This is a genomic window from Acidovorax sp. FG60, assembly GCF_057808995.1.
Map to the genome: position 1 here is coordinate 29,953 of NZ_JBMDJC010000010.1, position 19,227 is coordinate 49,179.

16 protein-coding genes and 1 pseudogene are annotated in these 19,227 nt (G+C 63.6%); 5 read left to right on the top strand and 12 right to left on the bottom strand.

Annotated elements, in window-relative coordinates:
- The 11 genes from ACODS0_RS16040 to ACODS0_RS16090 form a co-directional block, all read right to left on the bottom strand.
- Positions 1-873 carry a branched-chain amino acid ABC transporter permease gene (locus tag ACODS0_RS16040; protein ID WP_488835966.1) on the bottom strand — a complete coding sequence of 291 codons (873 nt, stop codon included), beginning with the start codon at positions 871-873 and terminating at the stop codon, positions 1-3.
- Positions 874-890: 17 nt separating this feature from the next.
- Positions 891-1,607, bottom strand: coding sequence for an ABC transporter ATP-binding protein (locus ACODS0_RS16045; RefSeq protein WP_488835967.1), 717 nt, complete (start codon positions 1,605-1,607; stop codon positions 891-893).
- Positions 1,604-2,371 (bottom strand): ABC transporter ATP-binding protein, encoded by a 768-nt coding sequence (locus ACODS0_RS16050; protein WP_488835968.1) that lies wholly within the window; start codon positions 2,369-2,371, stop codon positions 1,604-1,606. The genes ACODS0_RS16045 and ACODS0_RS16050 overlap by 4 nt, the downstream gene beginning before the upstream one ends.
- Before the next feature lie 16 nt (positions 2,372-2,387).
- Positions 2,388-3,578 carry an ABC transporter substrate-binding protein gene (locus ACODS0_RS16055; RefSeq protein WP_488835969.1) on the bottom strand — a complete coding sequence of 397 codons (1,191 nt, stop codon included), beginning with the start codon at positions 3,576-3,578 and terminating at the stop codon, positions 2,388-2,390.
- Between the two features lie 43 nt (positions 3,579-3,621).
- Positions 3,622-4,404: an SDR family NAD(P)-dependent oxidoreductase gene (locus tag ACODS0_RS16060; RefSeq protein WP_156843226.1), complete on the bottom strand. Its 783-nt coding sequence runs from the start codon at positions 4,402-4,404 to the stop codon at positions 3,622-3,624.
- A gap of 30 nt (positions 4,405-4,434) precedes the next feature.
- On the bottom strand, positions 4,435-5,235 hold the full coding sequence (locus ACODS0_RS16065) for an enoyl-CoA hydratase/isomerase family protein (RefSeq protein WP_156843225.1): 801 nt from the start codon (positions 5,233-5,235) through the stop codon (positions 4,435-4,437).
- Positions 5,232-6,413, bottom strand: a complete 1,182-nt coding sequence (locus tag ACODS0_RS16070; RefSeq protein WP_488835970.1) for a thiolase family protein — start codon at positions 6,411-6,413, stop codon at positions 5,232-5,234. Before ACODS0_RS16070 ends, ACODS0_RS16065 begins: the two co-directional genes overlap by 4 nt.
- Positions 6,414-6,440: 27 nt before the next feature.
- On the bottom strand, positions 6,441-8,108 hold the full coding sequence (locus ACODS0_RS16075) for a long-chain-fatty-acid--CoA ligase (RefSeq protein WP_488835971.1): 1,668 nt from the start codon (positions 8,106-8,108) through the stop codon (positions 6,441-6,443).
- Positions 8,105-9,175, bottom strand: coding sequence for a CaiB/BaiF CoA transferase family protein (locus tag ACODS0_RS16080; RefSeq protein WP_488835972.1), 1,071 nt, complete (start codon positions 9,173-9,175; stop codon positions 8,105-8,107). The genes ACODS0_RS16075 and ACODS0_RS16080 overlap by 4 nt, the downstream gene beginning before the upstream one ends.
- The gene (locus ACODS0_RS16085; RefSeq protein WP_488835973.1) at positions 9,172-10,317 is read right to left on the bottom strand and encodes an acyl-CoA dehydrogenase family protein; all 1,146 of its coding nucleotides are present in this window, start codon (positions 10,315-10,317) and stop codon (positions 9,172-9,174) included. The genes ACODS0_RS16080 and ACODS0_RS16085 overlap by 4 nt, the downstream gene beginning before the upstream one ends.
- A 146-nt stretch (positions 10,318-10,463) precedes the next feature.
- Positions 10,464-11,513 (bottom strand): helix-turn-helix domain-containing protein, encoded by a 1,050-nt coding sequence (locus ACODS0_RS16090; RefSeq protein WP_488835974.1) that lies wholly within the window; start codon positions 11,511-11,513, stop codon positions 10,464-10,466.
- A 464-nt stretch (positions 11,514-11,977) separates the two neighbouring features.
- Between ACODS0_RS16090 and ACODS0_RS16095 the strand changes: the two are divergent.
- Positions 11,978-12,553, top strand: a pseudogene (locus ACODS0_RS16095) (SDR family NAD(P)-dependent oxidoreductase).
- A 22-nt stretch (positions 12,554-12,575) separates the two neighbouring features.
- Here ACODS0_RS16095 and ACODS0_RS16100 read toward each other — a convergent pair.
- On the bottom strand, positions 12,576-13,604 hold the full coding sequence (locus tag ACODS0_RS16100) for an AraC family transcriptional regulator (protein WP_488835975.1): 1,029 nt from the start codon (positions 13,602-13,604) through the stop codon (positions 12,576-12,578).
- A gap of 473 nt (positions 13,605-14,077) precedes the next feature.
- Here ACODS0_RS16100 and ACODS0_RS16105 point away from each other — a divergent pair, with 473 nt between their 5' ends.
- The 4 genes from ACODS0_RS16105 (at position 14,078) to ACODS0_RS16120 (ending at position 19,195) form a co-directional block, all read left to right on the top strand.
- Positions 14,078-14,779, top strand: a complete 702-nt coding sequence (locus tag ACODS0_RS16105) for a nitroreductase (protein ID WP_488835976.1) — start codon at positions 14,078-14,080, stop codon at positions 14,777-14,779.
- A 157-nt stretch (positions 14,780-14,936) separates the two neighbouring features.
- A complete protein-coding gene (locus ACODS0_RS16110) occupies positions 14,937-16,718 on the top strand; it encodes an acyl-CoA dehydrogenase (RefSeq protein WP_488835977.1) in 1,782 nt (593 codons plus the stop codon).
- A 24-nt stretch (positions 16,719-16,742) separates the two neighbouring features.
- Complete coding sequence (locus ACODS0_RS16115; protein ID WP_488835978.1) at positions 16,743-17,492, top strand: electron transfer flavoprotein subunit beta/FixA family protein; 750 nt, start codon at positions 16,743-16,745, stop codon at positions 17,490-17,492.
- Between the two features lie 20 nt (positions 17,493-17,512).
- Positions 17,513-19,195 (top strand): electron transfer flavoprotein-ubiquinone oxidoreductase, encoded by a 1,683-nt coding sequence (locus ACODS0_RS16120; RefSeq protein WP_488835979.1) that lies wholly within the window; start codon positions 17,513-17,515, stop codon positions 19,193-19,195.
- The last annotated feature ends 32 nt before the right edge of the window (positions 19,196-19,227 follow it).

Genomic DNA, 19,227 nt, shown 5'->3' on the forward strand with positions numbered 1-19,227 from the left:
TCACACCCTCACCTGAACCGTCTTGCCGAAGATGCCGGCGGGCCGCAAGACCAGCATGGCGATGATCAGAAGCATGATGCAGGTCAGCTTCAGATCGTTGCCAACCACATATGCGCCCAGCAGGTTCTCCAGCACTCCGATGGTGAAGCCCCCGGCCACGGCACCCACGGGGCTGGCAATACCACCCAGCAACGCACCCGCCAGCGCGTAGATCAGCGGGCTCATCATCATCGACGGCTCCAGGAACACGATTGGCGCGGCCATCAGCCCTGCTACGGCACCAGCCACCGCCGCAAGGCCCCAGCCTACGGCCAGAACCTTGTTGGTGCTGATACCCGATAGCTCTGCCGATGGCGCGTTCACCGCCACCGCGCGCATCGCCAAGCCGAAGCGGGTGAAGCGAAAGAACACGAACACCGCTACCAGCTCGACAAGGGTGAAGAGCAGAACGCCGGCCTCATGGGCAGAGAGAAAGGGCTCGGCACGGCGAAGGACACCACCGAACGGCGTGGCGGACTCCTGCATCTCATGTCCGAACAGCCAGCCGACCAGGCTGTTGAGGATGATGAGCAGCGCAATGCTGGCTGCAACGACCGAGAGCACCGGCTTGTGCCGCAGGGGCTGGAAAATGACCCGCTCCAGTACGAGCCCGAGCAGGAAGGCACCCACGACAACGATGGCGAAGGCCACCCACCACGACACGCCAGCCTGAACCAGTGCCCAGTTCATGTAGGTAGAGAACATCGCCAATTCGCCCTGTGCGAAATTTATGGACGAAGTGCAACGGTAGATAAGCACGAGCGCGATGGCGAGGCTAGCGTAGATGCCGCCTGCCGCTAGGCCCGAGGCGATCTGGTGAAGGAATGCTTGCATGGTGAATCTCTGTTGGATTAGTGGCCGAGGTAGCTGCGGCGAACAGCATCGTCTTCGCGCAGTTCGGCAGCGGTGCCTTGCGCGGTAATGCGACCGCTTTCGAGCACATAGGCCCTGTTGACCAAGTTAAGCGCGACTTGGGCGTTCTGCTCCACGATGAGCGCCGTGAGATGCTCGCTTTCCCGCAACTGATGCAGGAGTTCGTAGATTTCCTGCGTCACGCGCGGAGCGATGCCGAACGAAGGCTCGTCCAGCAGCAGCATCTTGGGGCGCATCATCAGCGCGCGGGCGATGGCCAGCATCTGCTGCTCGCCGCCGCTGAGCGTGCCCGCCGTCTGCTTGGAGCGGCTGGCCAGCTTGGGAAACAGCGTCTGCATCCGGGCGATGTCCTGCTCGATGCTGTCCTTGTCGCGGCGGTGGATTGCACCCACGCGCAGATTCTCCAGCACCGTCAGATCCGCGAAGGTGCCGCGACCTTCAGGTACGTGCGCGATGCCCAGCGAGGCGATCGCGGGCGCGGGCATGTCGATGATGTCCCGGCCCTCGAAGCGCAGTGCGCCCGTGGCCGTCACCTGCTGGTGGCTGACCGCGCGCAGGATGGAGGTCTTGCCCGCGCCGTTGGCGCCGAGCAGCGCCACCATCTCGCCCGCCTGAACGTGCAGATCGATGCCATGCACCACCACCGTTCGGCCGTAGGCCACCGCAAGACCACGGATTTCAAGTCGTTGGGTCACAGAACACCCCCCAGATAGGCGTCGATCACGGCGGCGTCGTTGGCAATGTCCTCGGGCGACCCCTGGGCGAGCTTGCGACCAAAACTCAACACCGCGAGGTCGGAGCAGGTCTTCATCACGAAGCGCATGTTGTGCTCCACGACCACTATGGTCAGCTTCAATTCCTCATGCAGGCGCAGCAGCACCTCACGCAACTCGTCCACCTCGCCAGCGGTGAGGCCAGCGGCGGGTTCGTCGAGCAGCAGCAGCTTGGGCCGCGTCACCAGCGCCCGTGCGATTTCCACGCGGTGCTGGATACCCACCGGCAGTTCGGCCACGCCCCGGTCCGCATAAGCGGACAGCCGCAGCGTGGCCAGCGCCGCGTCGGCCGAGTGCGCGATCTCCTCCTCGGCCGCGCGGACGGCGGGCGAGCGCAGCGCGGCACCCAGCATGGAAACGGGCAGCCGCGCGTGCGCGCCCACCATCACGTTCTCGCGTACCGGGAGCGACGGGTAGAGCGCCACGTTCTGGAAAGTGCGGCTGAGGCCCAGCCGGGCGACGCCGTGGCGCGGCAGGCGCGTCAGTTCGGTGCCGCCGAAGCGCACGCTGCCGCGCGTGGGCCGGTACAAGCCGCTAATGCAGTTGAAGCAGGTCGTCTTGCCGGCCCCGTTCGGCCCGATTAGGCCGAAGATGCTGCCTTCGGGTACGTCCATCGAGAAGGCATCCAGCGCAACGACGCCGCCAAAGCGGATCGTCAGATCGCGTACGGAAAGAATAGGGTTCATCGCTGCGCTCGCCTCGTCAGGACGGCATCACCTTCCAACTCGTACCGTCGAACTGCTGGATGCGCATGTCCGGTATCGGGTGAGGCCGGGCGTCGCTGGTCTTGATGCGCAGGCCCGGCAACATCATGGGCAACTCCATGTCCAGTCTGAGCGACTGCCGCATGATGTTTTCACGCGAGAGGTCTTTGCCACACTGCTTGAGCAACTGCACCACCGTTTGTCCAATAGAAGCACCGAGTACGGCAAGGTACTCCTTTGCCGCGCCTTTGTTGTATTTGTCCATGAAAGCATGCCAGGCCTGGAGCCCGGAGTCGTCCTTCCAGGTCGGATCGCCCGGATCCTTGAGGAACGCGGCGCTCATGACGCCCTTGACCTTGTCCAGCCCCACCGGAGTCAGCACCATGGGCACCGAAGACGCACTCGGGTTGATGTAGATCGTCGGCCGCCAGCCGATGTCATGGGCCTTGCGCAGCGACTGGAGGGTGGCTTTGGGCGAACCCCACGCCACCAGAACGTCCGCGCCCGAGGCTTGCATGGAGACGATCTGCGAGTCCACCGTCGGATCGGACACCTCGTGCGATTCTTCGCGCACGAGCGGCTTTCCGGCGGCGGCCAGAACCTCCTTCATGCCGCGCAGCACATCCTTGCCGGCATCGTCGTTCTGGTAGAACATGGCGATCTTCGCGTTCGGCCGCGTCCGCAGGATGTGTCTGGCCAAAATGCGCCCCTCGTCGGTGTAAAGGGGCAGCCAGCCCATGCTCCAGGGGAACTTGGCCGCATCGTCCAACCATGTGGCGGCACCGGACGTAACAAAGAGCTGCGGTACTTTGGCGTTGTTGAGATAGCTGCGCGCCGCCAGCCCGGTGGACGAGCCTATCTGACCCGCAATGAAGGCCACCTGCTCACGCTCCACCAGGCGGCGCACTTGCTCCAGGGTTTTCGGCGGGCTGTAGCCATCGTCGGCCAGCACCAGCTTGAGCTTGCGACCATTCAAGCCACCCTCAGCGTTTACCAGATCAAACCATGCAGACATGGCCTTGCCGACGGCGCCATAGCCTGCGGCCGGGCCGCTAAGCGGGAGGGTCGTGCCGATCTTGATCTCGCTGTCTGTTACGCCTTGGATGCCCGCGCCCTGCGCGCGGGTCAGACCAGAAACGCCCGTCAGCATGGCGCCGGAAAGCATGGTGATGAATTGTCTTTTCTGCATGATGTCTCCTGTTGTGGTTGGATGGGTCAGGTAAATTGATACGTCAGCGCGGTGCCATCCGAATGGCACCATCCACACGAATGGACTCGGCGTTCATGTAGCCGCAAGTGACGAGAAACTCGACGGTCTGCGCGAATTCATCGGGGTCACCCAACCGCTTGGGAAAGGGCACGCTGGCCGCCAGCGCCTGTTTGACGTTGTCTGGCAGGCTCAACAGCAAAGGTGTACCGAAGATCCCCGGCATGATGGTGTTGATCCGAATCCCTTCGTCCATCATGTCGCGCGCGATTGGAAGGGTCATACCCACGATTGCTGCCTTGCTGGCCGCATAGCTGGCCTGGCCGACTTGGCCGTCCTGCGCGGCGGCCGAAGCGGTGTTGACGATGGCGCCGCGGTCGCCATCGGCGAGCGGCGCGAGCGTCAACATACCCGCAGCTGACTTGGCGATGCAGCGGAAGGTGCCCACCAGGTTGATCTGAATGATGCGATTGAAACGATCTGCCGCGCATGGGCGGATTTCGCCGGTTTTCTTGTCGCGGCTGACAGTCTTGACGGCATCGGCAGTGCCGGCGCAGTTGACCAAAATGCGTTCCTGCCCGATCGCGGCGCGGGCCTTGGCGAAGGCTGCGTCCACCTGCTCCTCGGACATCACGTCCACATTGCAGTAAACGCCGCCAAGCTCGCTTGCCAAAGCCTGGCCGACGGCTTCGTTCATGTCGAAGATGGCGACTTTGACGCCGTGGCTCGCCAAGAGTCGGGCCGTGGCAGCTCCCAGACCGGAAGCCCCCCCGGTGATGACGGCAGAAATGTCGGAATTCAGTTTCATGGCTTTTCCTTGATAGAGGACAGACAGGCGTTAATGGCCAGTGAAATTGGGGGCACGCTTGCCCAAGAATGCCGCTTGCCCTTCCAGGTTGTCGGCCGAACGCAAAACGACGAAGAAATTGCGCTTCTCATGCTCCAGGCCCTGCGCGAGCGGAGTTTCAAAGCTGGCCAAGGCCGCGTCTTTCGCCAGAACCACGGCCAGTGGCGAATTGGCCGCAATCCGGCTGGCCATCGCCAACGCCGTCGGTAGGGCTTGGCCGTCGGCCGTCACTTCGGCGACGATGCCGAAGTCGCAGGCTTTGCGGGCGTCAATGAAATCGCCGGTCAGCAGCAGGGCCATCGCCTTGGACTTGCCGATGGCATGGATCAGGCGCTGGGTGCCACCGGCGCCAGGAATGGCGCCCAGCTTGACTTCCGGCACGCCGAACTTGGCGGACTCGCCGGCGATCACGATGTCGCAGGCCAGCGCCAGTTCCGTGCCGCCGCCCAGCGCGACCTTTTCGACCGCCGCAATGACGGGCTTAGGAAATCTCCCCAGTTCCGAAAAGAAGTCCCAGCCCGTCGGTCCGCGATCACCCATCAGTGGCGCGGCGCGCAGAACCTCGAACGCCGTGATGTCAACTCCTGCGCAAAACACTCCCTCGGCACCGGTGATGACGACGGCTCGCACAGCATCGTCGTCGCGCAGTTGCGCAAGCTGTGCGCGCAGGCCATCGAATACCGTGCGGTTCAAGCTGTTCTTCGCACGGGGGCGGTTGATGGTCAACGTGACAATGGCGCCTTCGCGGCTGACGAGCACTTCGCTGGATTCGCTCATGTTGGCCACGCTCATGCCAGTCGCTCGATGATGGTTGTATTGGCCGTGCCCGAGGCCTCGCAGATGGTTTGCAGGCCATAGCGGCCGCCCCGGCGCTCCAGCTCGCACAGCAGGTCGGTGAGCATGCGCGCGCCGGTGGAACCCAGCGGATGGCCGATCGCCACCGAGCCGCCGTTGACGTTGAGGCGATCATCCGGAATGCGGAATTCCTGCTGGAACATCAGCGGCACTCCGCCAAAGGCTTCGTTGACTTCAAACAGGTCAATGTCGGCCAGGCTCAGACACGATTCCTTCAGCGCCTTGCGGGTGGCATCGAGAACAGCGGTGAACTGGATGACGGGGTCGGCTGCCGCCACGGCAGTGCTGACGAAGCGCGCTCGCGGCACCAGGCCATGCTGTTTGGCATAGGCGCGGCTGGCGATCAGCAGCGCAGCGGCTCCATCGCTGATCTGCGACGAGTTGGCGGCCGTGGTGGCGCCGTCTGCGGAAAACACGGGCTTGAGCGTGGCCATCTTTTCGGGGTTGGGGTCCGCGCGCATGCCCTCATCGGCGGTGATGATCGGGCTGTCCGGGTCGGCCGGGTCCTCGTTCAGCCGCACCAGTTGGTCTTGGACGCGGCCAGCCTGCGATGCCGCGATGGCGCGCCGATGGCTGCGCACGGCGAAAGCGTCCAGGGCCTCGCGCGTGAGGCCGAAGCGCTTGTTCATCAACTCCGACGAGACGCCTTGCGGCAGCAGCGGGTTGTCCTGGTAGCGCGCCAGTTCGCGCGGGCTGTATTGCGAGCCCAGCGGCGCGCCGGGCTTGAACGAAGGTGGCATGGGAGCCTGCGACATCGACTCCACCCCGGCCCCGATAACCAGTTGGTAGGCACCAGCCTGGATACCGTGCACGGCAAAGCTGACCGCTTGCTGGCCGGAGCCGCATTGCCGGTCAACCGTCACAGCCGGGACGGATTCGGGCAGTCCCGCTGCCAATACGGCATGACGTCCCAGGTTGCCGTGCTGTTGATCCCACTGCAGCACGCAGCCAACGATCACATCGTCCAGATCTGCGGGGTTGACGCCGGAGCGCTCGACCAGTTGGCGTAGCGTCTCGCCCAGCAGATCGACGGGGTGCCATTTCTGCAGGCGCCCACCGCGTTTGCCCACGGGGGTGCGCAGAGCACCGACGATGACGGGTTCATGGTCATTCATGTTGTTCTCCTGTAGAAAAAGGTTGGCTCACTCTGCGTAGCGGCCCGCATGCTCGGCGCGTATGCGCTTCTTGTCGAGCTTGCCGACGCTGGTCTTGGGGATGGCTTCGACAAACAGGACCTGATCGGGCAACTGCCACTTTGCGAAGGCGCTGGTTAGGTGTTCCTGCAGTTGTTCCTGGGTTGCCTGCTGGCCGGGCTTCAGCACCACCAGGGCCAGCGGCCTTTCCTGCCACTTCGCATGAGGAATGCCGACCACCGCGGCATCACGCACGGCGGAATGGCCCATGAGCAGGTTTTCCATGTCGATGGAAGAAATCCATTCGCCGCCGCTCTTGATCACGTCCTTGATGCGGTCAGTGACCTTGAGGTAGCCGTTCTCGTCCACCGTGCCGACATCGCCCGAGCGCCACCACCCGCCCACCAAGAAGCGATCACCAGAATCGGGCATGTCGTGGTAGCTGGTCGTGATCCAGGGGCCGCGCAGGCAAATCTCTCCGGCCGACTGGCCGTCGTGCGGCAGGTCCTGGTCGTTTGCATTTAGGATGCGGATGTCCACGCCAGTCAGGACCAGGCCCTGCTTGCGCTTGAGATTCCACCGCTCCTCCTGGGTCAAGCGGTTGCTCAGCGTGGGCTTGAGACGGTTGACGGTCACCAGCGTAGTGGCTTCGGTGGCGCCGTAGGCGTGCACCACCTCAGCGCCCGTGAGGTCGTAGAAACCGATCATCATCGACAGCGGTGGCTCGGAGGCACCAGACAGCATGCGCATGCGGCCAAAGTCCGGCTTGACCGGCATCGTCTCGATGTACTGCAGCATCGGTTGGAAGATGGCCGGCGCGCCATTGGTGATGGTCACACCCTCGGCGATCATGGCGTCAACCAGCGGCTTGGTGTCTTCGGCAGCGTAGCGGCCAGGCAGCACGATCTTGTCGGCCAGCAGCGTGGCGGCCTGTGGCAGGCCCCAGCACTGCCCGTGGAACATGGGCGTGATGAGCATGACGCAGTCGTCCAGCGTCATGCCCAAATTAGTGGCCATGGCCGTGGAGTGCAAGTAGATGCCGCGGTGCGAGTAGTACACGCCCTTGGGCTTGCCTGTGGTGCCGGTGGTATAGCAGGCGCTGTAAGCCGAGGTTTCGTCAATCTCGGGCCAGTCGATCTTCGTGTCGGCAGCGGCCAGCAGGTCTTCATAGTGCAGCAGCGGCTTCAGCGTGGTCTTGATCTGGTCCAGCGGCTTGTCGGTCATGACGATCCAGCCCTTGATCTGGGGGGAGTTCGCCGCAACGGATTCGGCGATCGGCAGCAAGGACTCGTCCACGCAGACGTAAGACACCTTGCTGTGGCCAACCACATAGCCCAAGTCCTCAGCGCCTAGGCGCAGGTTCATCTGCAGCATGACCGCGCCCAGGCCAGGGATGGACCAGTACAGCTCGAAGTGGCGCCGACTATTCCAGTCTAGGATGCCGACCCGGTCGCCCGGCTCGACGCCTAGTGCGCGCAGTGCATTGGCGCTGCGGCAGACGCGCGCGTAGCACTCGGCATAGGTGTAGCGATCCCAGCCACCATCGGGTGTGCGGTAGACGATCTCCTGGTCCCCGTGGGTGCGCGCGGCGTGCCGGATCAGCGTCGTAGTGTTGAGCTGGCGCTCGTTACCCGTGGTGGACGGACATCCGCGAACGAGCTGGGTGGTAGCGGTCATTTCTTTGTCTCCTGAGTGGTTGCGTTGAGAGCCTGGAACCGTGGGGCCGGAGCCGCTTCGATGGCGCCGGAGGGGGTGGATTGGTAGATGCCCCTTGCCGCGTTGTGCGGATGCCGAACTGACTCGGCCAAGCTGAGCACAGGCGCAAAGCAGGCGTCGCTGCCTTCGAGCAATTCGCACCAGTGCGCCCGGGGCCTGCTGCGGATAAGGGCCACGATGCGCTCCTTCAGCGCTGGCCACTTCGCAGTTTCGTACTGCTCGGCAGGGTTGACGTCCGTCAGGCCCAGCTTTGACAGCAGCAGTGCGTGGAATGCGGGCTCTACCGCCGCGAGGCTGATGAAGCCGCCGTCGGCGCAGGCATACACGTCATAGAATGGCGAATCGTGAAACGGACTCGGCTGCGCGCCATCGATCTGCCCATTGGCGCGAATCCAGTGCACCAGCGTGCCCAGCATGGCCACGATGTCGACTATTGCCGCGTCCACGACCCTGCCTTGACCGGTGGCGCGCGAATCGACCAACGCACAGGCGACGCCAAAGGCAAGGCCCAGCGCCCCCGTTGCGTCCCCGAGTACCGAGGGCGGCACGATAGGCGCCTGCCCCCTCCGCGCAGACAGCGACAGCAAGCCCGTCAACGCGACATAGTTCAGGTCATGGCCAGCGGCCTGGGCGAGCGGGCCGTCCTGGCCCCAGCCCGTCATCCGGCCGTAGACCAACCGGGGGTTGCGCGCAGCGCATTCGGCGGGACCGAGGCCCAGCCGCTCCATCACACCTGGGCGATAGCCCTCGATCAGGGCGTCGGCCTGGGCGATCAGCGCCAGGGCGCGCACCTTGCCGTCGGCCGACTTCAGGTCTATGACCTCGACTGTCTTGCCGCGGTGTAGCGGATTCTTCGCCGCTCCGCCCAGCAGCTGCGCTCCAGCAGCCTGCTCGGCCCGTGTCAACACGATCACCTCGGCGCCCATGTCGGCCAGCATCATGGCGGCCAGCGGGCCCGGCCCGAGGCCCTCGAACTCCACCACGCGGATGCCGTTTAGCGGCGTCCGCAGCGTGTGCGGCGCGTTCACAGCTTCCTCGCGATCAGTTCCTTCATGACCTCGTTCGCGCCGCCGTAGATCTTCTGCACGCGCGAGGCGGCGTACATGCGCGCGATCGGGTACTCGGCCATGAAGCCATAGCCGCCGAACAACTGCAAGCATTCGTCGGTCACACGGCACTGCTGTTCTGTGCACCACCACTTAGCCATGTACGCAGCCTCGTCGTCGAGCGTTCCGTCCAGCAGCCGCTGCGTGCAGTCGTTGACGAAGGTGCGCACCACGTGGGCGATGGTGGCCAGATCGGCCAGCTTGTGGCGCGTGGTCTGCATGTCGAACAACGGCGCGCCGAAGATCTTGCGCTCCTTTGTGTATTCGATGGTCAGCTCCAGGGCTCGGTCGATGACGGCCGCCGCTGGCACCGCGATGGACATCCGCTCGTAGGGCAGCTGGCTCATCAACTGCTTGAATCCATGGCCTTCGACGCCCCCCAGCAACTGGTCAACCGGCACACGCACCTCGTCGAAGAAGAGTTCGGCCGTGTCCGACGCCGGCATGCCGATCTTTTCGAGTAGGCGGCCCACGCGAAACCCGGGTAGGTTTTCGGTCTCCACCACGATCAGCGACAAGCCCCGGCTCCCCGCTTCGCCGGTGCGCGCAACCACGATCAGCAGGTTGCAGGTGAAGCCATTGGTGATGAAGGTCTTGGCGCCGTCGATCACGTAGTGGTCGCCATCGCGACGCGCGCGGGTGGCGATGGCCTTGAGATCCGTTCCACAGCTTGGCTCGGTCATCGCGATGCCGGCCAGCATCTCGCCGTTGTTCAGCTTGGGCAGCCAGCGCTGCTTCTGTGCCTCGGTGCCGAAGTCCATGATGTAATGCGAGGCGATGCTGTGCACCGTGACGTTGTTGGGCATTTCGGCCTTGGTCAGCTCGTCCTGCACCACCAGTTGGTAGGCGATGCTGGCACTGGCGCCGCCGTAAGCCTCTGGCATTTCGGGCAGCAGAAAGCCCATTTCGCCGAAGGGCCGCCAGGTTTCGCGCGGGATGTAGCCCTGCTCGCGCCAGCCAGGCAACTTCGGCGCCATTTCGGCGGCGATGTAGCGGCGAACCTGGTCGCGAAAGGTCTCGATGTCGCTGTCCATCCAGGGTTGGCGGTGCAGTTGCGGCAGCATGGAAGCGCTCCTCAGAAAGTTGGTACGGTGAAGGTTTGAAAACTTGGCCAGCAATGTGGCCCCGGGTCATGCCCGCACATCCACAAGGGGGCAGCGAAGCGTCGAATCTCTGCGTTCTCAGGCTGTCTAGGGCATATGGTCGGTACTTAGCCCGTGCGCGTCTTGCCCACCAGTGCATGGCAAGTTGACTTTGCGTGTGCAAGGGAAAACCCGGCCGACTCGACCATGGCAATGGCGGAGCCGTGAGCAGTCATTTCGCGTGCATCGCTGGGCGACACCCCAAAGCGTTGTTTGAACGCGCGACAGAAGTGGCTGGTTGAGTTGAAGCCCCAGTGAAAGGCGATCGCCGAGACCTGCAGATGCCGGCAGGCCGGGTCGACGAGTGACCGCCAGCACGCTTGCAATCGGCTTTCCAGGATGTGGCCGACCACCGTGGTATCGCCCTGCGCAAAAAGCGCATGAAGGTAACGCAGTGAAATGCCCTGCGCCTCGGCGATGCGTGCCGGACTTAGGTCATCCTCTTGAAAATGCTGGGCGATGTAGGCCAGTGCTCGTTCGCGCAAAGCGGCCATGGTCGTGAATCGAGTGGTGCTCTCCGGCTCTGGCAACGCAAGGTCCAGAAGCCCGATCACCATGCGGCATAGGGCGACGTGGGCGGAGGGCGGCACGGCGCCGATCTCCTTGGCTAACCCCATCAGGTATCGGCTCAGCAGTGAGCCCACACCTGTGTGGCTGTCAATGCGGCAGGTTGCGGGCGGTTGCTTGCGGCCCGGTAGATGCTCGCGCATGAGCTGCCAGGGAATCATCAACGACACGCTGTGGGTTCGTTCCAGCACCTCATAGTCTTGCTGCTGATCTGTACGCCAGAGGAACATGTCGCCCTTGCAGATTGGCGTGTCCCAATGCTTCAGCTGCACTCGACCGCTCAGGTTCAGCTGCAGCCCCAGGCAGAACTCATTGTCTAATGGCGAATGCCCAGGCGGAGACTGGGCGACGCAAGGACCGGTGACGATGCATACCAAGGAGGCCCCGGCGAATTCGTGCCGCCGCAACTTCGTCCGGAATGCAGCTGCCTTCGCCGGGGTGGAAAGACTCCAGCGCTGGAAGGAGTCCTTGAGGATCGCTTCCGTCGCATCTATCCTGCCCTCAATGGGCGCACGGTCAATGGACCAGTCCATGGGTGACTGTTGCAGCATTTTTCGTCTCCTGAATCTGCCCCCGGACGCTGCAGTCCATCGGGACCGAAGCATCGACACCGTGGCGTGCATTCGTACGGCGCTCAGGGTGCCTAAGGCATACAGGCAATCCTAGGCAGCGGTGCTTGGCGCGGCAATGACGGATGGTCTCGATCAACTGACAAGGCGCCTCTTTCGACGGATGAGGGGCGCGCGAGGCGGCCCCGCAGCCGAGCGGCCCTGCGCTAACCTCCCTGCATCGACGGCGAACTGAAGATTCAAGGAGACGATGATGGATCTGGATGCAATGCTGGCAGGGAAGCGGGTGCTGGCGACGGGGGCCTCGTCGGGCATGGGCGAGAACTTCGCCCGGCTGGCTGCTGGTTGCAAGGCCAAGGTGGTGGTTGGGGCGCGGCACAAGGCGCGGCTCGACAAGCTCGCCCAAGCTCGAAAAGCTCGGCTCGCCTCAGGTCACGGTGCTGGAAATGGATGTGGCTTCCGAGCAGTCCATCGACGACGCCTTTGCCGAGATTGACGCCTCGGGCACCATCCTCGACGTGGTGGTTAACAACGCTGGGGCTTTCAAGGACGCCTTGTCGCTCACGCTGTCTGCGTCCGACTTCGACTCGCGGATGGAGAACAACGTGCGCAGCGTGTGGCTGGTGGCCGCGCGTGCCTCACAGCGCTGGGTGGATGCGGTGCGGGGAGGCTCAGTCATCAACATGGCATCGATCCTGAGCGAGCGCGTGATACTGGGCGCCATGCTGTATGCCACGTCCAAAGCTGCAGTCGTGCACATGACCAAGAGCTTGGCACTCGAATGGGCGCGCCAAGGCATTCGCGTCAATGCCATCGAGCCGGGCTAAATCGACACCGAGATGACCGATGCCATGCGGGATACCGACCATGGCAAGGTGCTTATCAAGCGCATCCCAATGCGCCGCCTTGGTAAGCCGGAGGAGCTCAACGGTCTGTTCCTACTGTTCGCGACCGAGGCCGGGTCGTGGATGACCGGCGCCTGCGCACCAGTGTATGGCGGGCATCTGTGCTCGTCGCTTTGAGTGCTACCGCGTCGAAGCAGCGCTACGTCTTTTGGGTGTGGGAACGATAGACACCTGGCGTGCTGCCGGTCCATGACTTGAAGGCCCGCTGGAAGGCAGTGCTGTCCGCGAACCCCAACTCGGCGGCGATGGCGCTCAGCGCGGCATCGGTGCTGGTCAACCGAATGATCGCCATGTCGCGCCGTAACTCGTCCTTCAGCAGCTGAAAGGACTTACCCTCCGCGGCCAGATGCCTTTGCAGTGCGCTGACCGACATGTGCAAGCGCTGCGCGGCGATGGTCAGATCGGGCCACTCCGGGTACGCTTGCTGCAATAGAGCGCGCACCCGCGCGCTAGCCGTCCGCTCAATCAGGCGCGGGCCGATCAGGTTGCTCGGTGCGGTGTGCAAAAAGGTCTGGAGCGCGGCGGTGTCACGGCGCATCGGCTGCGCGAATGCGGATGCCTCGAACCAGATCGCCGACCGCGCCTGCCCGAACCGCAACGTGCCTGAGAAGATTTGGGCATAGTCTGCAGCATACGGCGGTGTCTCGAAGGCGAAATCGAACCCTTTGGGCACCATCCGACCGCCGTGCAGCCATACCAGCAGACGCCAGAAGACGCGCAACAGCAGCCCTTGCAGGAAGTCGGAATGTTCGCCCGCAGCGCAGCGCACGTCTAGCGCAGCACCCTTGAGCAAGCCATCCGAGACGGGCACAAGCGACAGGTCGTCCTGCAGCAGGGTGAAGGAAGCGCTCAAGCGCTGCAAGGCGGCTGCCAGCGTCTTGGCCCCGAGCGTAGAGCGAGCCATCAGCGCAAAGCTGCCGCAGCGCAACGGCCGACCGTGTAGATAGCCTAGGCATTCGTCGTCCAAGCTGTCCTTCACAGCACAGAAGAGTGCGATGTATTGCTCCATAGTCACACGCGACTGCTCCAGATGCAGCAGCGACTCGGCGATGCGGGCCTGCGCCAGAACGCCATCCAGCCAGGACTCGGTGGCCAGTCCTTTGCTGCGCGCGCCTTCGAGCAAGCCACGCACGGCGAAAACAGGAACCGTGACGACGGGTTTCAACATAGTTAAAGGTAGCAACGAAAGCTTGCGCTGAATCCGAAATTACACCAAGAATGCGGCCCGCAAACCGATGGAACGTCGCTACGCCCCCGATCATCTTGCACTTAGCACAAGCCATGCACTACCAAAGTCATGGCATGGTTTGGCGATGGAATTACCCCAAGCCTACACCGAACAAGTTCGACTCGGGATGCAGCTAGCAAAGCGCTACTCATGACGCATCGCATGGCCATTCGCCACCCTTTCATGCGAACGTCCGACCGCTGTCAGCCAGGTTATTCCTTGTGCATACAAAGTCAACTCGCCATGCACTGGCGGGCAAGACGCGTACGGGCCGAGTGCCCAAAATACCGTTTTTTAGTACACCTAGGAGACGCCCCATGGACGTGCGGAATCGATGCATTCGCACGAATGCTTCTTCGGCAACGGCATGTCGGTGTGCTTACCCAAATAGCTCAGCAACTAGGAGTGCGTGAATGTCTGTCTGCGCAGCGCCTTTGCGCGACAAGCTGATCGATGCGGTGATCCGCGAACGTCGTTCCGTGCGCGCCTTTCTGCCGACCCCAGTGCCGCAAGAAGCGGTAGCCCAGATTCTGTCGGTGGCAGCCAGCGCGCCCAGTGGCACCAACACCCAGCCGTGGCAGGTTATTGCTGTGGCGGGCGATGCGAGGAAGCGCTTGTGCGACCGTGTACTGCACGCCTTTCACCATGAAGAGGGAGAGCACCAGTCCGAATACGACATTTACCCGGCCGAGTTCTTCGAGCCCTACCTGACCAGGCGGCGCCGATGCGGTTTTGCTCTCTACGCTGCGGTCGGTATCTCCAAGGGAGATACGGATGCCATGCGCGCTCAACATGCACGCAACTTTACCTTCTTCGATGCGCCGGTCGGTTTGATCTTCACCTTGGACCGGCGCATGGTCCAGAGCAGTTGGGTGGACTACGGGATGTTCTTGCAGAACATCATGTTGGCGGCCCGCGCACGAGGCCTGGATACATGTTCGCAGATGGCTTGGAGCCTTTACCCGCGCCTTCTGGCTGAAGCCCTGCAAATCCCAGACAGGCAAATGGTGCTGTGCGGCATGGCACTGGGCTATGCCGACCCCGCGGCCGTGGTGAACCGCGTGCGCACAGAGCGTGAGCCGGTCGACAACTTCGCACGCTTCAGCGGCTTCTAGAAATCTTGTCATACCAAGTACTTGCGTCGAAAGCCGCCTGATGAATTCAGCCTCCCTGAAGCGGTTGATCGACCGGGCCTTGTCCTAGTGGGTAGGGTCAAGCATGGATGTATGCCTTATGGGGCTGACGGGTTGAACCCACAAAGAGGAGTAATCAATGTCTACCTACGCCGCGCCCTTGCGCGACATGCTGTTCACGATAAGGGAAGTCGGTGGCCTGGATGCGATCTGTGCCCAGCCCGGCCATGAAGAAACCACGCTCGACCTGGTCGAGGCCATCCTGCAGGAGGCTGCCCACTACGCCACCGGCGTGCTCGACCCGCTGAACCGCACCGGCGACGTGCAGGGCGCGCGCTGGGATGACGGCCAGGTCACGTCAGTCGATGGCTTTCGCGAAGCCTGGGCCAGCTTCTGCGAGAACGGCTGGAACGGCATGCCCGCTGCCACCAAATGGGGCGGCCAGGGCCTGCCCACGCTGGTGTCCACAGCCGTGCTGGAGATGTGGAAGTCGTCCAACCTCGCGTTCAGCCTGTGCCAGATGCTCACGCTGGGCGCGGTGGAAGCCATTGCGCACCATGGCAGCGACGCACTCAAGCGCCGCTTCCTGGAGCCCATGGTCGCGGGCCGCTGGACCGGCACCATGAACCTCACCGAACCCCAGGCAGGCTCCGACTTGGCCGCGCTGCGCAGCCGCGCCGTGCCCGAAGGCGATCATTACCGCGTCAGCGGAAACAAGATCTTCATCACTTGGGGCGAGCACGATATGACAGAGAACATCGTCCACCTCGTGCTGGCGCGCCTGCCCGATGCACCGCCAGGCGTTAAAGGCATTTCGCTGTTCCTGTGCCCGAAGTACCTAGTCAACGACGACGGCTCCTTGGGCGAACACAACGACCTAGCCTGCACCTCCATCGAGCACAAGATGGGCATCCACGGCAGCCCCACGGCGTCGATGAGCTTTGGCGACCGCGGGGGCGCGATCGGCTACCTGGTCGGCGAGCCGAACCAGGGGCTGGCCTGCATGTTTACAATGATGAACCATGCGCGGCTGAACGTTGGCCTCGAAGGCGTGGGCATCGCCGAGCGCGCATACCAGCGCGCACGCGCCTACGCGCTGGAGCGGGTGCAAGGCAAGCCACTGCTCAACGGCAGTACCACCATTGCCGGCCACCCAGACGTGCGGCGTATGCTTATGGACATGAAGGCCCGCACCGAGGCTATGCGCGCACTGGCCTATTTCTGCGCCGGCCAGATGGACCGAGCCGCAGGCCACGCCGACGCGCAAGAGCGCGAACAAGCACTGGCCCTGGTCGGCCTGCTGATCCCGGTGGTCAAGGGCTGGTGCACCGACAGCGCACAGGGCATCACGTCCGATGGTGTGCAGGTGCATGGCGGCATGGGCTACGTCGAGGAAACCGGCGCCTCCCAGCACTTGCGCGACGCGCGCATCACGACCATCTACGAAGGCACGACGGGCATCCAGGCCAACGACCTGATTGGCCGGAAGCTGGCGCGCGAGGGCGGGCGCACGCTGAAGGCGCTGCTTGGCCGCATTGACCGCGACGCGCGGCGGTTGGCCGAGATGCCGGATGCCGCGTTGGCGCGGATCGGAAGCGTGTTAGCGGCTTCGGCACATGCGCTGGAGGAAGCGGCCGACTGGCTGCTGGCCCACGACGACCAACCCGCGCAGTGCGCGGCGGGCGCCGTGCCCTTCTTGCGACTGGCGGGCACGGTGATCGGCGGCTGGCTGTCGGCGCGCATGGCCGAAGCCGCCACTGCGCAACTCGCGGCGAGATCGGGCGATGCGAGCTTTCTCGGCGCTAAGCGTGCCACGGCCAGCCACTACGCGGCGCATGTCCTGGTGCAGGTGCCGATGTTGCGCGACATCGTCACGGGCGGCGCCGCCAGCACGCTGGCCCTGGCGGATGATCAACTCTGAATGATCCTGAAAGGAGGATCTCCGATGAAAATCCTGGTTCCCGTCAAGCGGGTGGTTGACTACAACGTCAAGGTCCGCGTCAAGAGCGATGGCAGCGGCGTGGACATCGCCAGTGTCAAGATGAGCATGAATCCCTTCGACGAGATTGCCGTCGAAGAGGCCGTTCGGCTCAAGGAGAAAGGCGCGGCAACGGAGATCGTCACCGTCTCGTGCGGCGTGTCCCAATGCCAAGAGACGCTGCGCACCGCCATGGCCATCGGTGCCGACCGCAGCATCCTGGTCGAGTCCAATGAAGAACTGCAGCCGCTGGCTGTGGCTAAGCTACTCAAGGCTCTTATCGACAAGGAACAGCCCGGCCTCGTGATCCTTGGCAAGCAGGCCATCGACGACGACTGCAACCAGACCGGCCAAATGCTGGCTGCGTTGGCCAACCTGCCCCAAGCCACCTTCGCCAGCAAGGTCGAAGTGGCTGGTGACAAGGCCAAGGTCACCCGCGAAATCGACGGCGGCCTGGAGACGCTGGAAGTGAGTCTGCCGGCGGTCGTTACCACCGACCTGCGCCTAAACGAGCCGCGTTACGTGACGCTGCCCAACATCATGAAGGCCAAGAAGAAGCCGTTGGAAACGATCACGCCAGCCGATCTGGGCGTCGATGTGGCCCCGCGCCTGAAGACCTTGAATGTCGCCGAGCCCGCCAAGCGTGGCTCGGGGATCATGGTTCCAGACGTGGCTGCCCTAGTGGACAAGCTGAAGAACGAAGCGAAGGTCATTTGAATCTTCAACCAGACCAAAGCATGAGCCCCCAAGACATCTTGAACCGCTATGGCCCGCGCGAAGCGATGGAATACGACGTGGTGGTCGTCGGTGGCGGCCCGGCGGGCCTGTCCACCGCCATCCGCCTCAAGCAACTGGCCGCCGAGAAGGGCAGCGAGATCAACGTCTGCGTGCTGGAGAAGGGTTCGGAGCCCGGCGCCCACATCCTCAGCGGCGCCGTGATGGACCCCAAGGCCATCACCGAACTGTTCCCCAACTGGAAGGAACTGGGCGCGCCGCTGAACCAGCCCGTCACCGGCGACGACCTGCTCATGCTCTCGGAAACCGGTGCGCAGCGCACGCCCGATTTCCTCATGCCGCGCAACTTCGACAACCACGGCTGCTACGTCATCAGCCTGGGCGCGGTCACCAAGTGGCTGGGCGAGCAGGCCGAGGCCCTGGGCGTGGAGATCTTCCCCGGCTTCCCCGCCGCCGAGGTGCTCTACGACGACAAAGGTGCCGTCAAGGGCGTGGCCACCGGCAACCTCGGCATCGGCAAGGACGGCGAGCCGACCGAGAACTTCCAGATCGGCATGGAACTGCACGCCAAGTACACCGTGTTCGCCGAAGGCGCGCGCGGCCACCTGGGCAAGCAGCTGATCGCCAAATACAAGCTCGACGAAGGCAAGGACGCGCAGACCTTTGCCATCGGCATCAAGGAACTCTGGGAGATCCCGGCCGAGAAGGCCAAGCCGGGGCTGGTGGTGCACACCGCTGGCTGGCCGCTGAACGACGACGCCTTCGGTGGCGGCTTCCTCTACCACCTCGAAGGCAACAAGGTCACGCTCGGTTATGTGATCGGTCTGGACTACCAGAACCCCTGGATGAGCCCGTTCGAGGAGATGCAGCGCTGGAAGACGCACCCGGCCATCAAGGCCCACATCGAAGGCGGCAAGCGCCTGGGCTACGGCGCGCGCGCGCTGAACAACGGCACACCCCAGGCCCTGCCCAAGACGGTGTTCCCGGGGGGTGCCCTGGTCGGCTGCGACGCCGGCTTCCTCAACGCCGCGCGCATCAAGGGCAGCCACGCGGCCATCAAGAGCGGCATGCTGTGCGCCGAGGCCGCGTTCGAGGCCGTGGCCGCGGGCCGCCAGGCCGACGAACTCACCGCGTTCGAGACCGGCTTCAAGGCCAGCTGGCTGCACGAGGAACTCTGGACCTACCGCAACCTCAAGAACTGGTTCAAGAAGAGCCCGCTGATGGGCAAGCTCATGACTGGTGTCGAGCACTGGTTCCTGCCCAAGGTCGGTGTCGCCACCCCGCCCTGGACGCTGCACAACACAGTCAAGGACCACACCAAGCTCAAGCCGGCGGCCGAGTGCCCCAAGATCAGCTACCCCAAGCCCGATGGTGTGATCACCTTCGACCGGCTCTCCAGCGTGTTCATGTCCAACACCAACCACGAGGAGAACCAGCCGGCGCACCTGACGCTCAAGGACGCGAGCGTGCCGGTGAAGGTCAACCTGGCGAAGTACGCCGGGCCCGAGAGCCGCTACTGCCCGGCCGGGGTGTACGAGTTCGTCGAGAAGGACGGGCAGGACCAGTTGGTGATCAACGCGCAGAACTGCGTGCACTGCAAGACCTGCGACATCAAGGACCCGACGCAGAACATCGTCTGGGTCACCCCAGAAGGTGGCGGCGGGCCTACCTACGCCGGCATGTGATCAAGCCCCAACAACTTAAGCCAGCAATCAAT

Excerpts from the sequence above, each read along its gene's own strand:
- ACODS0_RS16040 (WP_488835966.1), bottom strand. The coding sequence starts at position 873 with ATGCAAGCATTCCTTCACCAGATCGCCTCGGGCCTAGCGGCAGGCGGC.
- ACODS0_RS16050 (WP_488835968.1), bottom strand. The coding sequence starts at position 2,371 with ATGAACCCTATTCTTTCCGTACGCGATCTGACGATCCGCTTTGGCGGC.
- ACODS0_RS16055 (WP_488835969.1), bottom strand. The coding sequence starts at position 3,578 with ATGCAGAAAAGACAATTCATCACCATGCTTTCCGGCGCCATGCTGACG.
- ACODS0_RS16060 (WP_156843226.1), bottom strand. The coding sequence starts at position 4,404 with ATGAAACTGAATTCCGACATTTCTGCCGTCATCACCGGGGGGGCTTCC.
- ACODS0_RS16065 (WP_156843225.1), bottom strand. The coding sequence starts at position 5,235 with ATGAGCGTGGCCAACATGAGCGAATCCAGCGAAGTGCTCGTCAGCCGC.
- ACODS0_RS16070 (WP_488835970.1), bottom strand. The coding sequence starts at position 6,413 with ATGAATGACCATGAACCCGTCATCGTCGGTGCTCTGCGCACCCCCGTG.
- ACODS0_RS16075 (WP_488835971.1), bottom strand. The coding sequence starts at position 8,108 with ATGACCGCTACCACCCAGCTCGTTCGCGGATGTCCGTCCACCACGGGT.
- ACODS0_RS16085 (WP_488835973.1), bottom strand. The coding sequence starts at position 10,317 with ATGCTGCCGCAACTGCACCGCCAACCCTGGATGGACAGCGACATCGAG.
- ACODS0_RS16090 (WP_488835974.1), bottom strand. The coding sequence starts at position 11,513 with ATGCTGCAACAGTCACCCATGGACTGGTCCATTGACCGTGCGCCCATT.
- ACODS0_RS16100 (WP_488835975.1), bottom strand. The coding sequence starts at position 13,604 with ATGTTGAAACCCGTCGTCACGGTTCCTGTTTTCGCCGTGCGTGGCTTG.
- ACODS0_RS16105 (WP_488835976.1), top strand. The coding sequence starts at position 14,078 with ATGTCTGTCTGCGCAGCGCCTTTGCGCGACAAGCTGATCGATGCGGTG.
- ACODS0_RS16110 (WP_488835977.1), top strand. The coding sequence starts at position 14,937 with ATGTCTACCTACGCCGCGCCCTTGCGCGACATGCTGTTCACGATAAGG.
- ACODS0_RS16115 (WP_488835978.1), top strand. The coding sequence starts at position 16,743 with ATGAAAATCCTGGTTCCCGTCAAGCGGGTGGTTGACTACAACGTCAAG.
- ACODS0_RS16120 (WP_488835979.1), top strand. The coding sequence starts at position 17,513 with ATGAGCCCCCAAGACATCTTGAACCGCTATGGCCCGCGCGAAGCGATG.